This window comes from Variovorax paradoxus (assembly GCF_040544635.1).
In the GTDB taxonomy this organism is placed as follows: Bacteria; Pseudomonadota; Gammaproteobacteria; order Burkholderiales; family Burkholderiaceae_C; genus Variovorax; species Variovorax paradoxus_R.
This window is the reverse complement of sequence record NZ_JBEPKJ010000016.1, coordinates 122,738-137,655: the sequence shown is the minus strand read 5'-3', so window position 1 is coordinate 137,655 and position 14,918 is coordinate 122,738. Positions and strand designations below refer to the sequence as shown.

11 protein-coding genes and 1 pseudogene are annotated in these 14,918 nt (G+C 67.3%); 6 read left to right on the top strand and 6 right to left on the bottom strand.

All coding sequences use genetic code 11. The annotated features are described in order from the left end of the window. Window positions 1–89: 89 nt before the first annotated feature. The 5 genes from cphA (ABIC94_RS24235) to ABIC94_RS24215 all read left to right on the top strand — a co-directional run bounded on the left by cphA (ABIC94_RS24235) (window position 90) and on the right by ABIC94_RS24215 (window position 6,614). Window positions 90–2,336, top strand: a complete 2,247-nt coding sequence (gene cphA / locus ABIC94_RS24235; RefSeq protein ID WP_354375542.1) for a cyanophycin synthetase — start codon at window positions 90–92, stop codon at window positions 2,334–2,336. A gap of 68 nt (window positions 2,337–2,404) precedes the next feature. Next, window positions 2,405–4,972 carry a cyanophycin synthetase gene (gene cphA / locus ABIC94_RS24230; protein ID WP_354375541.1) on the top strand — a complete coding sequence of 856 codons (2,568 nt, stop codon included), beginning with the start codon at window positions 2,405–2,407 and terminating at the stop codon, window positions 4,970–4,972. Between the two features lie 188 nt (window positions 4,973–5,160). Beyond that, window positions 5,161–5,574, top strand: coding sequence for a hypothetical protein (locus tag ABIC94_RS24225; RefSeq protein ID WP_354375539.1), 414 nt, complete (start codon window positions 5,161–5,163; stop codon window positions 5,572–5,574). Window positions 5,575–5,663: 89 nt separating this feature from the next. Continuing rightward, a complete protein-coding gene (locus tag ABIC94_RS24220) occupies window positions 5,664–6,179 on the top strand; it encodes a hypothetical protein (RefSeq protein ID WP_354375538.1) in 516 nt (171 codons plus the stop codon). Window positions 6,180–6,359: 180 nt separating this feature from the next. Next, window positions 6,360–6,614, top strand: coding sequence for a hypothetical protein (locus ABIC94_RS24215; protein ID WP_354375537.1), 255 nt, complete (start codon window positions 6,360–6,362; stop codon window positions 6,612–6,614). A gap of 27 nt (window positions 6,615–6,641) precedes the next feature. Here the strand turns inward: ABIC94_RS24215 and ABIC94_RS24210 are convergent, their stop codons facing one another. Then, window positions 6,642–7,421, bottom strand: coding sequence for an SDR family NAD(P)-dependent oxidoreductase (locus tag ABIC94_RS24210; protein ID WP_354375535.1), 780 nt, complete (start codon window positions 7,419–7,421; stop codon window positions 6,642–6,644). A 120-nt stretch (window positions 7,422–7,541) separates the two neighbouring features. On the opposite strand from ABIC94_RS24210, the pseudogene ABIC94_RS24205 reads away from it, so the two are divergent. Beyond that, window positions 7,542–8,408 (top strand): annotated as a pseudogene (locus ABIC94_RS24205) (LysR family transcriptional regulator); the annotation flags it as partial. 52 nt (window positions 8,409–8,460) lie between these two features. On the opposite strand, the gene ABIC94_RS24200 reads toward ABIC94_RS24205, so the two are convergent. The 5 genes from ABIC94_RS24200 to ABIC94_RS24180 all read right to left on the bottom strand — a co-directional run bounded on the left by ABIC94_RS24200 (window position 8,461) and on the right by ABIC94_RS24180 (window position 14,915). Next, window positions 8,461–9,378, bottom strand: coding sequence for a dihydrodipicolinate synthase family protein (locus tag ABIC94_RS24200; protein ID WP_354375533.1), 918 nt, complete (start codon window positions 9,376–9,378; stop codon window positions 8,461–8,463). Between the two features lie 6 nt (window positions 9,379–9,384). After that, window positions 9,385–11,136 (bottom strand): IlvD/Edd family dehydratase, encoded by a 1,752-nt coding sequence (locus ABIC94_RS24195; protein WP_354375532.1) that lies wholly within the window; start codon window positions 11,134–11,136, stop codon window positions 9,385–9,387. A gap of 47 nt (window positions 11,137–11,183) precedes the next feature. Further along, window positions 11,184–12,215, bottom strand: a complete 1,032-nt coding sequence (gene yjfF, locus ABIC94_RS24190) for a galactofuranose ABC transporter, permease protein YjfF (protein ID WP_354375531.1) — start codon at window positions 12,213–12,215, stop codon at window positions 11,184–11,186. Further along, window positions 12,212–13,249, bottom strand: coding sequence for an ABC transporter permease (locus ABIC94_RS24185; RefSeq protein ID WP_354375529.1), 1,038 nt, complete (start codon window positions 13,247–13,249; stop codon window positions 12,212–12,214). Before ABIC94_RS24185 ends, yjfF begins: the two co-directional genes overlap by 4 nt. Window positions 13,250–13,394: 145 nt before the next feature. After that, the gene (locus tag ABIC94_RS24180) at window positions 13,395–14,915 is read right to left on the bottom strand and encodes a sugar ABC transporter ATP-binding protein (RefSeq protein ID WP_354375527.1); all 1,521 of its coding nucleotides are present in this window, start codon (window positions 14,913–14,915) and stop codon (window positions 13,395–13,397) included. Between the last annotated feature and the right edge of the window lie 3 nt (window positions 14,916–14,918).

The window sequence follows — 14,918 nt, the reverse complement described above, 5'->3', positions numbered from 1 at the left end:
CGTCCTTTGTCGGGCGCCGATTCTGACCGATTGCCATGGGCGCGCTTGAAGGCGCCGTGGTGCTCGGCCAAAGCACCTCGAACGTTTGCATGACCCGTTTCGACGACATCCGCCTGCTGCGCATCAACTATTTGCGCGGCCCCAACCTCTGGACCTACCGTCCGGTGCTCGAAGTCTGGCTCGATCTGGGCCAACTGGAAGATTACCCTTCCAACAAGATCGACGGGTTTACCGACCGCCTGACGACCCTGCTGCCGGCGCTCATCGAGCACCACTGCGGCGTGGGCGAGCGCGGCGGCTTCATCCAGCGGCTCACCGAAGGTACCTGGTCGGGCCACGTGCTCGAACACGTGGTGATCGAACTGCTGAACCTGGCCGGCATGCCGACCGGTTTCGGGCAAACCCGCAGCACCTCGGAGCACGGCGTTTACCGCATGGTGTTCCGCGCGCGCGACGAACAGGTGGCCCGGGTGGCGCTCACCGAAGGCCACCGCCTGCTGATGGCCGCCATCAACAACGACCCGTTCACCGCTGGTGACGTGCAGAAGGCGGTCGATGCGGTCAAGGCCAAGGTCGAAGACTGCTACCTGGGCCCGAGCACCGCGGCCATCGTCTCCGCCGCCACCGACCGCGGCATTCCGCACATGCGGCTGAACAGCGGCAACCTGGTGCAGCTGGGCTACGGCGCCAACCAGCAACGCATCTGGACCGCCGAGACCGACTACACCAGCGCCATCGGCGAATCGATTGCCAGCGACAAGGAACTGACCAAGTCGCTGCTCGCGAGCTGCGGCGTGCCGGTGCCCGAAGGCCAGGTGGTGGCCAGCGCCGAAGAAGCCTGGGAAGCTGCCGAGGACATCGGCCTGCCGGTGGTCGTGAAACCCTCGGACGCCAACCACGGCCGCGGCGTGTCGCTCGAACTGACGACGCGCGAAGAAGTCATGGCCGCTTTTGCGGTCGCCGAGCCCGAAGGCAGCGACGTGATGGTCGAGCGCTTCATCCGCGGCCACGAACACCGCCTGCTGGTGGTGGGCGGCGAAGTGGTGGCGGCCGCGCGCGGCGAAATCATTACCGTGACGGGCGACGGCAAGAGCACCGTGGCCGAGCTCATCGAAAAGCAGCTCAACAGCGACCCGCGCCGCGGCGCCGAAGAGGAATACCCGCTCGACCTGATCGTGCTGGCCACCGACGCCAAGCTGCAGCTCGAACTCAAGCGCCAGGAACTCGACGGCGCTTCCGTGCCGGCTGCCGGCCGCGTGGTCACCATCCAGCGCAACGGCAACATGGCCAACGACTGCACCGACCAGGTCCACCCCGAAGTGGCGCATGCCGCCGTGCTGGCGGCGCGCGTGGTGGGGCTCGACATTGCAGGCATCGACCTCGTGGCACAGGACATCGGCAAGCCGCTCGGCCCGCAGCGCGGCGCCATCGTCGAAGTGAATGCCGGCCCCGGCCTCTTGATGCACCTGAAGCCGGCCGTCGGCTCGCCGCGACCGGTGGGCCGCGCCATTTGCGACCACCTGTTCCCCAACGACGCTCCGGGCCGCATTCCGGTGGTGGGCGTGGCGGGCTCCAAGGACACCGCCGTGCTCGCACGGCTCGTCGCCTGGGTGATCAACCTCGGCGGGCGCCACACCGGCCTTGCCTGCCGTGACGGCCTGTTCCTCGAACGCCGCCGCGTCGATGCACGCGACAGCGCCAACTGGGACGCCGGCCACCGCCTGCTCGTGAACCGCGCGGTGGAAGCCGTGGTGATCGAGAACGGCGCCGAAACCATCCTGCGCGACGGCTTGGCCTACGACCGCTGCGAAGTCGGCATCGTGACCGACCTCGAAGGCGCCGAAGCGCTGGCCGACTACGACATCACTGAGAGCGATCAGCTGGTCAAGGTGCTGCGCACGCAGGTCGACGTGGTGCTCGGCGAAGGCACGGCAGTGCTAAACGCCGGCGATCCCCGCGTGGCCGGCCTCGCGCCGCTGTGCGACGGTGCCGTCATTCTTTATGCGGCCGATCCGCAGGCCGCAGCGCTTGGCGCGCACCAGGCCGCCGGCGGCAAGGCCGTGCTGGTGCGGCAAGACCGCGTGGTGCTGGCCAACGGCAGCAGCGAATCGTTCCTGCCGGGCCTCGGCCGCCTGACCATCTGGCGCGCAACGCACGCGGGCGTCAGCCTCGAGAGCGTGCTGGCCGCCGTGGCCGCGGCCTGGGCGCTGGGCATCCCGCTGAACCTCATCGGCGCAGGCGTCGAGGCTTTCGAAGCCGACCTGCAAGCGGCGCTGGCCTCGCTGCAGCTCTCGCAGACCCAGCCGCTTTCGTCCCAACAACAACAATTTGCCTGATGCGCACCGCCGCCCCGACTCCCCCCGAGCGAGGCGGCCCCCATCGTCCAACCGAACCGCGTCGCCCCATGAAAGTCACCCGCATCCGCGCCCTGCGCGGCCCCAATCTCTGGAGCCGCCACACCGCCATCGAAGCGGTCGTTGCCTGCGAAGGCGATGAAAACGCCATCAGCCGGCTGCCGGGCTTCGAAGCCCGTTTGCGTGCGCGCTTTCCCACCATCGGCGAACTGCACCCGATGGTGCTGGGCCAGCCGCTGGCGCTCGCGCATGTGCTCGAAAATGCCGCCGTTGCGCTGCAGGCCCAGGCCGGCTGCGCCGTGAATTTCGGCCACACCGCACCCACGATGGAAGAAGGCGTCTACCAGGTCACCTTCCAGTACAGCGAAGAAGCGGTGGGACGCCGCGCGCTCGCACTGGCCGAAGAGCTGATCGCAGCCGCGCTGGCCGACACGCCCTTCGACGCCACCGCCGCCATCACCGAACTGCGCGACCTCGACGAATCCGAGCGCCTCGGCCCGAGCACCGGCTCCATCGTCGATGCCGCCGTGGCGCGCGGCATTCCGTACCGCCGCTTGACCAGCGGCAGCCTGGTGCAGTTCGGCTGGGGCTCCAAGCAGCGCCGCATCCAGGCGGCCGAAATCGACAGCACCAGCGGCGTGGCCGAGTCGATTGCGCAGGACAAGGAACTCACCAAGCAGTTGCTCAATGCAGCCGGCGTGCCCGTGCCGCTCGGCCGGCCCGTGGCCGATGCCGGCGACGGCTGGGCCGCGGCCATGGAAATCGGCCTGCCCGTGGTGGTGAAGCCGCAGGACGGCAACCAGGGCAAAGGCGTCACCGTCAACATCACGACGCAAGAGCAGCTCGCGGCCGCCTACGAATCGGCCGCGGCGTACGGCGAAGTCATGGTCGAGAAATTTCTGCCGGGCTTCGACTTCCGCCTGCTGGTGGTGGGCGACCGCCTCGTGGCGGCCGCGCGGCGCGATCCGCCGAACGTGATCGGCGACGGCAGCTCCACCGTGCGCCAGCTCGTGGACACCGTGAACCTCGACCCGCGCCGCGGCGAAGGCCACGCCACCTCGCTGACCAAGATTCGCCTCGACGACATCGCCATCGGCCGGCTCGAGGCCCAGGGCCTCACGCCCGACAGCGTGCCCGCGCGCGGCGAGCGCGTGGTGCTGCGCAACAACGCCAATCTTTCCACCGGCGGCACCGCCACCGACGTGACCGACACCGTGCACCCCGAAGTGGCCGCACGCGCGGTCGATGCGGCGCAGATGGTCGGCCTGCACATCTGCGGCGTCGACATGGTGTGCGAAAACGTGCTGCGCCCGCTCGAAGAGCAGCATGGCGGCGTGGTCGAAGTGAATGCCGCGCCCGGCCTGCGCATGCACATCTCGCCCTCGTTCGGCCGCGGCCGCGCAGTCGGCGAGGCCGTCATGGACACGCTCTTCGCACCCGGCGACGACGGCCGCATTCCGGTGGTGGCCGTTACCGGCACCAACGGCAAGACCACCACGGCGCGCCTCATCAACCATCTGCTCGCATCGAGCGGCCTGCGCACCGGCATGACCAACACCGACGGCGTGTACGTCGACGGCCGGCAGACCGACAGCGGCGACTGCAGCGGGCCCAAGAGCGCGCGCAACGTGCTCATGCATCCCGACGTGGATGCGGCCGTGTTCGAAGTGGCGCGCGGCGGCGTGCTGCGCGAAGGCCTCGGCTTCGACCGCTGCCAGGTGGCCGTGGTCACCAACATCGGCAGCGGCGACCACCTGGGCCTGAACTACATCACCACCGTCGAAGACCTCGCGGTGCTCAAGCGCGTGATCGTTCGCAACGTCGCGCCCGACGGCTATGCGGTGCTCAACGCCGCCGATCCCAACGTGGCCGCCATGGCCGCCGGCTGCCCCGGCCACGTGATCTTCTTTACCGCCGACCGCCAGCATCCGGTCATGGCCACGCACCGCGCGCAAGGCAAGCGCACCGTCTACGTCGACCAGGACGCGCTGATTGCGGCCGAAGGCTCATGGCGCGAACGCATCGCGCTGCGCGATGTGCCGATCACGCGCAATGGCACCATCGGCTTCCAGGTCGACAACGTGATGGCCTCGGTGGCCGCGGCCTGGGCCGTGGGCCTCGACTGGGACACCATTCGCAGCGGCCTCGCAAGCTTCATGAACGACGCGGCCGGCGTGCCGGGGCGCTTCAACGTCATGGACTACCGCGGCGCCACCGTGATCGCCGACTACGGCCACAACACCGACGCCATGCGCGCGCTGGTGTCGGCCGTGGACACCATGCCGGCCAACAAGCGCTCGGTGGTGATCAGCGGCGCGGGCGACCGGCGCGATTCCGACATCCGCGACCAGACCGCCATCCTGGGCCAGGCTTTCGACGACGTGATCCTCTACCAGGATGCGGCCCAGCGCGGCCGTGCCGACGGCGAGGTGATGGCGCTGCTGCGCCAGGGCCTGCAGGGCGCGTCACGCACGCGCTACATCGACGAGATCCGCGGCGAGTTCGTCGCCATCGATACCGCGCTTGCACGCCTGCAACCGGGCGATCTGTCGCTGATCCTGGTCGACCAGGTCGAGGAAGCGCTCGCGCACCTGGCGCAACGCATCGCGGCGGGCTGAACGAACGCACGGCAGGCCGGCCAATGCCGGCCCGCTGTGCCGGATTCGTTGCCGGACACGTCCCACACGCATCGGCGAGTCTGGCCGGGTCTGCTGTCTATGCAGTCCCACACCCCGGAAGAGTGCACCGGACCACACTGCTGTTCCGGTCGCGCTTTCGGAGGGCGCGCCCTAACCAGGAGCACCCGATGACAACAACAGTTCGTTCCACCCTTTCTGCTGCCGCGCTTTTTGCAGCAAGCGGTTTCCTCCTATTCGGCATGGCGTCGGCACAGGCGCAGGCGCCAGGGACCGCCGCGCGCGCACAGCAGGAGCGCGCCACCTGCGACGGCGTGCAGCAAGACCGCGCGGCATGCCTGCGCGAAGCTGGCGCCGCGCGCCAGGAAGCAGGCCGCGACGGTCTTACGAGCGCCACCCCTGGCCGCTATGACGCCAACGCCATGGCGCGTTGCCGCGAACAGCCCGTCGCCGACCGCGCCGATTGCGAAGCCCGCCTGCAGGGCGGTGCACGCACGAGCACCGAAGGCAGCGTGATGGGCGGCGGGGTCATCCGCGAAACCGTGACGCCGTTGCCGGCGCAACCCGCCGCACCCACGCGCTGAAGCGCCGAGCACGGGCCGCACGGAACCCCGACGCGGCCTGTCTTGTCCAACAGTTCTATGTTTCATCAGGTCACTCCAAGGAGCCCACCATGAACAACACCACCCGTTCGATGATTGCCGCCCTGATAGCCGTGGGCGGTATTGCCGCCGCTACATCGGCCGCGGCCCAGCCGCGCCGCGGCGATTCCACCTATCAGCAGGAAGTCTCGGTCTGCGGACACAACCAGCAAGACCGCGCGGCCTGCATTCGCGAGGCCGGCGCCGCACGTCAGGAAGCTGCGCGCGGCGGGCTGACCAGCGCGCCCGACTACCAGCGCAATGCGCTCGCGCGCTGCGGACTCCAGCCGCCGGCCGATCGAGCCGACTGCGAAGCACGCGTGCTTGGCGGCAGCGGCAACACCCGCGGCGCCGTCGATGGCAGCGTGATGGGCGGCGGCGTGATCCGCGAGTCGGTCACCACCGTCGTCATGCCCGCGCCCGCCGTGATGCCGGCCCCGATGCCCGCACCTTCACGCGTTCCCGCGCCGGCCATTGCTCCGATGACGCCAATCGCACCTATGGAGCCGATGCCGGCTCCCATGCCCATGCCTGCGCCCGCCCGCTGAAGCACTGAGCCAATCCACGCACCCGTCGCCCACGTTCATGCGGGCGGCGGGCTGCATACTGCGCCGCACAGGCCACGCGCAAGCGTGATGCGATGACCCCGTTTGTCACACGACTGTCATAAATCACGGCAGCGTGCTAGCTATAGTTCTCGGTCTCTGCCTACCGAGGAACTCTTTCCCATGAATGCCATCAAGGTCGCTCGCCGATTCATAGAAACGGACCCGGCCAACGAATCGGCCAAGATCCTGGCCCAGCTCGTGTTGGCGCTCGAATCCGAACGCAGCTTCGAACTGGTCACGCTCTACAGCCTCGACTACAAGAGCTTCGAGCTCGCCATGGACATCCTGAAGGAATGGCGGCTCGACCGCTATTACGCAAGCAAGTCGAAGCTGTTCGACCTGTCGCTGCAAGTGAGCGAGCTCGAGAAGACCTGAGCGAAACCCGCTGGGTGGGCCGCGTGCTCAGACCAGCATCCCTCCCGACACTTCGATGCGCTGGGCATTCACCCAGCGATTGCCCTCCCCCAGCAAGCCCGCGATCGCGCCGCCGATATCGTCCGGCTGGCCCGCGCGTCCCAGCGCGGTGAAACCGGCGACCATCGCGTTCACCTGCGGGTTGTCGCGCACCATGCCTCCACTGAAGTCGGTTTCGATCGCACCCGGTGCGATCGTGTTCGCCGCGATGCCGCGCGCGCCAAGTTCCTTCGCGAGGTAGCGCGTGAGCGTTTCCACGCCGCCCTTCATCGCGGCGTAGGCGGACGCGCCCGCCATGGAAAACCGCGTGAGACCCGACGACACGTTGACGATGCGCCCACCGTCGTTGATGAGCGGCAGCAGCTTCTGCGTGAGGAAGTACGTGCCCTTGAAGTGCACGTTGTAGAGCATGTCGAACTGTGCTTCTGTCGTGTCCTCGAAGTTCGCGTGCAGGCCCACGCCGGCGTTGTTCACCAGGAAATCGAAGCGCTCGCGCTGCCAGGTGGCAGCCAGCGCCGCCTTCACCGAATCCGCGAATGCGGCGAAGGTTTTGCTGTCGCCGACGTCGAGCCTGAGTGCGACTGCGCGGCGCCCCTGCGCCTCGATCTCCGCCACCACTGCCTGCGCGCTGGCGTCGTTCGACACGTAGGTCAGGATCACGTCGACGCCATCGGCGGCGAGCGCCAGCGCGGCGCTGCGGCCGAGACCGCGGCTGCCGCCGGTAATGAGTGCGATGCGGGATGGGTCAGGGAGTGTGGAAGCTGTCATTTCAAAGTCCTCGGTGGATTGATCGGTGAGTCGACGGGTGGACTTTAAAAATTACCGGCGGAAAGATAAATTCCGCGAAACTGCGCACACTGTTATTCAGAAAGGAAACAATCCTCGGCCATGAACACCGACGAATTGCGCATCTTTTCAAGGGTGGCCGAACTCGCGAGCTTCAGTCGCGCCGCAGACCAGCTCGGCCTGACCCGCGCGCGCGTGTCGTTGGCCGTGCAGCAACTCGAAGAGCGGCTCGGCACGCGGCTCCTGCAGCGCACGACGCGCAGCGTGCGACTCACCGAGGACGGAGGGCGCTTCCTCGATCGCTGCAAGGACTACCTGGCCGAGGGCGAACAGCTCGCCACCATGTTCCATTCGCACGCCGGCGGTCTCACGGGGCGGCTGCGCATCGATCTGCCGAACATTGTGGCGCGCGACCTCGTCATTCCGCGCCTGCCCGAATTCCTGGCTCGGCATCCCGCGCTCGAGGTCGGCGTCAGCACCTCGGACCGCCGCGTCGACCTCGTGCACGAAGGCTTCGATTGCGTGTTGCGCGTCGGCATGCTCGGCGACTCGGAACTCGTCGCGCGGCCGCTCGGTGCCATGCGAATGGCCAATGCTGCGAGCCCCGCGTATCTGCGCGCGCACGGCACGCCCCGCACGCTCGAAGATTTGGCGCAGCACCGCGTCGTTCATTTCGCGCAGACGCTCTCCTCCAGCGATGCAGGCTGGGAGTACCGCGATCCCGCCGATGGCATGTACAAGACATGGCCCGTGCGTGCGACCGTCACGGTGAATGGCACCGACGCCTACCAGGCGGCCGCGCTGGCCGGCCTGGGTCTGATCCAGGCGCCGGTCGCAGGCCTGGAGGCGAGTTTCGCCGCCGGCGCGCTCGTGCAGGTGATGCCGGAGTTCAACGCGCGCCCAATGCCGGTTTCGCTGCTCTACGCCAACCGGCGCCAACTCGCACCGCGCGTGCTGGCCGTGATGGACTGGCTCACCGAGATCGTCGCGCCCTACTTCGTCGAAGGGCGCGGCGCTGCTGTCAGCGCCCCCAGCGCAGCACCAGCGGATCGAGCCGCTTCGCCGTCTCGATCAGGCCGGCGCGTGTCTCGGGGTGCATCGCCGGCAGCGGATGCCGCGGCGCCTCGCAGGCGATCACGCCGCCCTCCTTCATGAGCGACTTGCAGGCCAGAAGGCCGGCCTGGCGGTTCTCGTAATTGATGAGCGGAAGCCACTGCTGGTAGAGCGAAAAGGCCTTCTCGCGGTCGCCGGCGCGGTGCGCCTCGATGATGGGGCGGATGCCGTCGGGAAAGCCGCCGCCGGTCATCGAGCCGGTGGCGCCGGCGTCGAGGTCCGGCATCAGCGTGATGGCTTCCTCGCCGTCCCACGGGCCCTCTATCGCATCGCCGCCGAGGCGGATCAGCTCGCGCAGCTTGGAAGCGGCACCCGCGGTTTCGATCTTGAAATACGCCACCTGCTCGATCTCGCGGGCCATGCGCGCAAGAAAAGCAGCCGACAGCACAGTGCCGCTCGCGGGCGCATCCTGAATCATGATCGGAATGTTCACGGCGTCGGAAAGACCGGCGTAGAACTCGAAGATCTGCGGCTCCGGCACGCGGAACGTGGCGCCGTGATAGGGCGGCATCACCATCAGCATGGCGGCGCCCATGTCCTGCGCGCGCCGGCTGCGCTCGGCGCAGATGCGGGTGCTGTAGTGGGTGGTGGTCACGATCACCGGCACGCGGCCGGCCACGTGCTCGAGCGCCGTGCGCGTGAGCACCTCGCGCTCTTCGTCGGAGAGCACGAACTGCTCGGAGAAGTTGGCAAGAATGCACAGCCCGTCGGAGCCCGCATCGATCATGAAATCGAGACAGCGCTTCTGGCTCTCGAGGTCGAGTGCGCCCTGTTCGGTGAAGGTGGTGGGCACCACCGGGAAGATGCCGCGGTATCTGGGGGTCATGATGGATCAGTGTGAGTGACGGGGAACGGCGGAACCTCTGCAGCCCACCAGAAAGTCGAAGTCGCAGCCTTCATCGGCCTGCAGCACATGATTGACGTAGAGCTTCTGGTAGCCGCCGCCGCGCGTGCTCATGGGCTGTGCATCGCTGCTCGACAGCGAAGCCAGGCGCGCCGCCAGTTCTTCATCGCTGATGTCGAGGTGCAGCCGCCCCGCATCGCAATCGAGCTCGATCCAGTCGCCGTCGCGCACCGCGGCCAAGGGTCCGCCGTCGGCCGCCTCGGGTGCCACATGCAGCACCACCGTGCCGTAGGCCGTACCGCTCATGCGCGCGTCCGAGATGCGCACCATGTCCTTCACGCCCTGGCGCAGCAGCTTCGGCGGCAACCCCATGTTGCCCACCTCGGCCATGCCGGGGTAACCCTTCGGGCCGCAGTTCTTCAACACCATTACCGAGCTCGCGTCGATGTCGAGCGATTCATCGACGATGCGCTCCTTGTAGTGCTCGAGGTTCTCGAACACCACGGCGCGGCCACGGTGCTTCAGCAGCTCGGGCGATGCCGCGGAGGGCTTGAGCACCGCGCCGCGCGGCGAGAGATTGCCGCGCAGGATGCGAATGCCGCCGTCGGCGATCAGCGGGTTGTCGAGCGGACGGATCACTTCGTCGTTGAGGCTCGGCGCCTCGCGCACGTTGTCCCAGATCGACTGGCCGTTGACGGTGAGCGCGCCGGGGTGCGGCAGCAGGCCGTTCTCGCCGAGGCGCCGCAGTACCGCGGGCAGGCCGCCCGCGTAATAGAACTCTTCCATCAGGAAGCGGCCCGAAGGCAGCAAGTCGACAATCGTCGGCGTGTTGCTGCCGATGCGCGTCCAGTCTTCCAGCTCGAGGTCGACGCCGATGCGCCCCGCAATCGCCTTCAGGTGGATCACCGCGTTGGTCGACCCGCCGATGGCCGCATTGACGCGAATGGCGTTTTCGAATGCCTCGCGCGTGAGAATTTTCGACAGCGTGAGCCCTTCTTTCGCCATCTCGACCGCGCGCATGCCCGACATCTGCGCAAGCACATAGCGCCGCGCGTCGACCGCCGGAATGGCTGCGTTGTGCGGCAGCGAGGTACCGAGCGCCTCGGCCATGCAGGCCATGGTCGAGGCCGTGCCCATGGTGTTGCAGGTGCCCGCCGAACGCGACATGCCGCCCTCGGCCGAAAGGAACTGGTGCAGGTTGATCTCGCCGGCCTTGAGCGATTCGTGCAGCTGCCACACGGCCGTGCCCGAGCCGATGTCCTTGCCGTCGAGTTTGCCGTTGAGCATCGGCCCGCCCGTGACCACGATGGCCGGGATGTCGCAGCTCGCGGCGCCCATCAGCAATGCGGGCGTGGTCTTGTCGCAGCCCGTGAGCAGCACCACCGCATCGACCGGGTTGCCGCGAATGGCTTCTTCCACGTCCATGCTCGCCAGATTGCGCGTGAGCATGGCCGTGGGCCGCAGGTTCGATTCGCCGTTGGAGAACACCGGAAACTCGACCGGAAATCCGCCCGCCTCCGAAATGCCGCGCTTCACATGCTCGGCAATCTTGCGGAAGTGCGCGTTGCACGGCGTGAGCTCCGACCACGTGTTGCAGATGCCGATGATCGGCCGGCCGTCGAACTCGTGGTCCGGTATGCCCTGGTTCTTCATCCAGCTGCGGTACATGAAGCCGTTCTTGTCGGCCGAGCCGAACCATTCGGTCGAGCGAAGCTTCTTCTTGGGGTTTTGGTCCGGCATGCGGAAGTTTCCTGAAAGCGAGAGAAAGAGAAAAGGCAGGGAACGCGTCAGCGCCGGGGCGCACGCGAAGTGAAGAAGCGTTGCAGCAGGCAGAACACGAAGAGCAGCGCACCCACGACGATGCGCGTCCACCACGAGCTCAGCGTGCCGTCGAACGAAATAAGCGTCTGGATGATTCCGAGCATCAGCACGCCGAACAGCGTGCCCGCCACGTAGCCCACGCCGCCCGTGAGCAGCGTGCCGCCGATGACCACCGCCGCAATCGCATCGAGCTCCAGCCCCAGCGCATGCAGGCCGTAGCCCGAGAGCATGTAGAAGGTGAAGATCACGCCCGCCAGCGCCGAGCAGAAGCCCGACAGCGTGTACACGCCGATGAGCGTGGAGCGCACCGGCAGGCCCATCAGCATGGCCGACTGTTCGCTGCCGCCAATGGCGTACACCGCGCGGCCGAAAGGCGTGCAGTGGGCGATGAACACCGCGGCCAGCAGCACCGCGATGGCGATCACCGCGCTGATCGACAGCGAAGCCTCGCCCCAGACCGGGATGCGAATCTGCGAGACCTCCGAGTAGAACTCGTTGGTGATGCTGATCGAATCGATGCTGATCAGGTAGCAAAGCCCGCGCGCCAGGAACATGCCCGCCAGCGTCACGATGAAGGGCTGCAGCCTGAACCGCTCGATGAGCAGCCCCATGAATGCGCCGAAGGCCGTGCCCATGGCCAGCACCAGCGGGATGACCACGGCGGGGCTCCAGCCGTGCTTCTCGACCAGGGAGGCCGACACCATCGTGGTGAGCGCAATTACCGAGCCCACCGAGAGGTCGATGCCGCCCGAAAGAATCACGAAGGTCATGCCCACGGCGACGACGATCAGGAAGGCGTTGTCGATCAGCAGGTTGAGGAACACCTGCGCCGAGAAGAAGCCGTCGTAGAACACCGAGCCGAGCGTGGCCATCAGCATGAACAGCGAGATGGTCGCGGCCAAAGGAAAGTACTTCGGGTTGAGCCCTGCCCTGCCCCCTCTCCCGCGAGCGGGAGAGGGTTGGGGTGAGGGCGCAGCCGCTTCAATCACCGCGCTCATGCCCGTTCCCCTTCATGCACAGGCCGCTGCACCAGCGACCGTACTTCCGCCCTGAACTCCGGCGACTGCAGCAGCATCACCGCGAACACCACGACGGCCTTGACGACGAGGTTGATCTCCGGCGGCACACCCAGCGAGTAGATGGCATAGGTCAGCGTCTGGATGATCAGCGCACCGATCACGCTGCCCATGAGGCTGAAGCGCCCGCCGGTGAGCGCGGTGCCGCCCAGGGTCACGGCCAGAATCGCATCGAGCTCGAGCAGCTGGCCTGCGTTGTTGCCGTCGGCGCTCTTCACATTGGAGCTGATCAAGAGGCCCGCTATGCCCGCACACACGCCGCAGAACGCATAGGCACCGACGATGAGCCGCCGCGCCTGCACGCCCGCGACACGCGCAGCCGTCGGGTTGATGCCCACCGTTTGAATGAAAAGACCGAGCGCGGTGCGGGTGATGGCCAGGTAGAGCAGCACGAACACCACTGCCACGATGAAGAGCGAAAACGGCAGCCCCAGGAGATAGCCGCTGCCGAGGAAGAAGAAGGGTTTGTAGTAGATCGTGATGATCTGCCCGTCCGCGATGAGCTGCGCAATACCGCGCCCCGCCACCATGAGAATCAGCGTCGCGATGATCGGCTGCATGCCGACCTTGGCGACCAGCAGGCCGTTCCACAGGCCGCACAGCAGCGCAATGGCGAGGGCCGCCAGGATGGCCAGCCACATCGGAAACCGGCTCACGTCGCTCGCCACCGAGCCGCCGATCATCCAGGCCGCCACGGCTGCCGCAATGGCCACCACGGCGCCCACCGAAATATCGATGCCGCGCGTGGCAATGACCAGCGTCATGCCCAGAGACACCAGCACCAGCGGCGCCGCGCGATTCACGATGTCGATCAGGCTGCCGTAAAGATGGCCGTCGCGCCATTCGAGGTGCAGGAAGCTGGCGTTGAATGCGGTGTTGACCGCGAGCAGCAGCACCAGTGTGACCACCGGCCAGGCGAGGCGATGGCTCATGAGCGATGAAAGGCGATTCGTCATGGCTTCGGTCCTGCTCCTTCCCCTTTCGGGGGAAGGTTGGGATGGGGGCAGGCGGCGCTAGCGATGCGGCAGCGCTCAATCGAAGGCCGCTGTGCCCCTACCCCTGCCCTCCCCCGGAAGGGGAGGGAGAAAGACAAAAGGGTGCTCATGCTGCTGCAATCATTTCGTAGACCTCGTCTTCGGTCGAGCCACCCGGCAGCTCGCCCACCTTCTTGCGATCGCGCAGCACCACGATGCGATGCGCCACGCGCACCACCTCGCTGATTTCGGAAGAAATGAAGATCACCGCCATGCCCGCACGTGCGAGCCGCAATATCTCTTCCATGATTTCCTGCTTGGCCGCCACGTCGATGCCGCGCGTGGGCTCGTCGAGTATCAGCAGGCGCGGTTCGGTCGCGAGCCAGCGCGCGATCATGGCTTTCTGCTGGTTGCCGCCCGAGAGCAAGCCGATGGGCGTTTCCACGCTCGCGGTCTTGATGCCGAGCGCCGCAACAAAGCGCTCGGCCATCGCCGTCTGTTCGGCGTGCGACAGAAAACGCCGCACACCCAGGCGCGCCTGCAGCGCGAGCGCGATGTTCTCGCGCACCGACAGCTCGGCGACGATGCCGTCGGTCTTGCGCTCCTCCGGGCACAGCGCCAGCCCTTCGCGGACGGCGTCGGCCGGGTTCGAAAAGCTGACCGAGCGGCCGTCGACCTTCAGCACGCCGCGGTCGGGCGCCTCGAGGCCAAACAGCAGGCGCGCGAGTTCGGTACGCCCGGCACCGAGCAGGCCCGCGATGCCGACGACCTCGCCGGAACGCACGCGCAAATCGGTCGCCTGCAACTGCCCGGCCTGCCCCAGGCCCTCGGCCTGCAACAAGGCCGGCGCCGCTTCGTCGAAAGCCGGCAGTGCAGCGGGCCGGGCCGACTGGGCCGCGAGTTCCCGCCCCAGCATGGCGGCAATCAGCGCCTGCGGCCCCAGGTCCGCGGCACGCCACTCGCCCACCCAGTTGCCGTTGCGCAGCACCGTGATGCGATCGGACACCGCGTACATCTGGTTCAGAAAGTGCGTCACGAAGACGATGGCCAGACCCTCCGCACGCAGGCGCCGCAGCACCTCGAACAGCTTCTCCACTTCGTCGTCGTCAAGGCTCGAGGTCGGCTCGTCGAGGATCAGCACCTTCGACGACACACCGAGCGCACGCGCAATGGCCACCAGTTGCTGCACCGCCACCGAATAGCTCGACAGCAGCCGGGTCACGTCGATGTCGAGCCCGATGCGCGCCAGCAGTTCGGCGGCGCGCCGGTTGACGGCCGCCCAGTCGATGCGAAAGCCCTGCGCCGCGCCGCAGCGCGGATAACGTCCCGCAAACACGTTCTCGGCCACCGAGAGGTTCGGGCACAGGTTGACCTCCTGGTAAACCGTGCTGATGCCCAGCTTCTGCGCTTCAAGCGGCGATGCCGGATGAATGGCTTGTCCGTCGAGGCATATTTCGCCGCCGCTCGACGGCAGCACACCCGTCAGCACCTTGATGAGCGTCGACTTGCCCGCGCCGTTCTGGCCCATCAGCGCATGAATCTCGCCCGGATAGAGCCGCAGCTGCACATCGCGCAGCACCGGAATGCCGCTGAATTGCTTGTGGATGCCGCGCAGTTCGAGCACGGGTGAAATGCTGCCGCCCGTCATGCG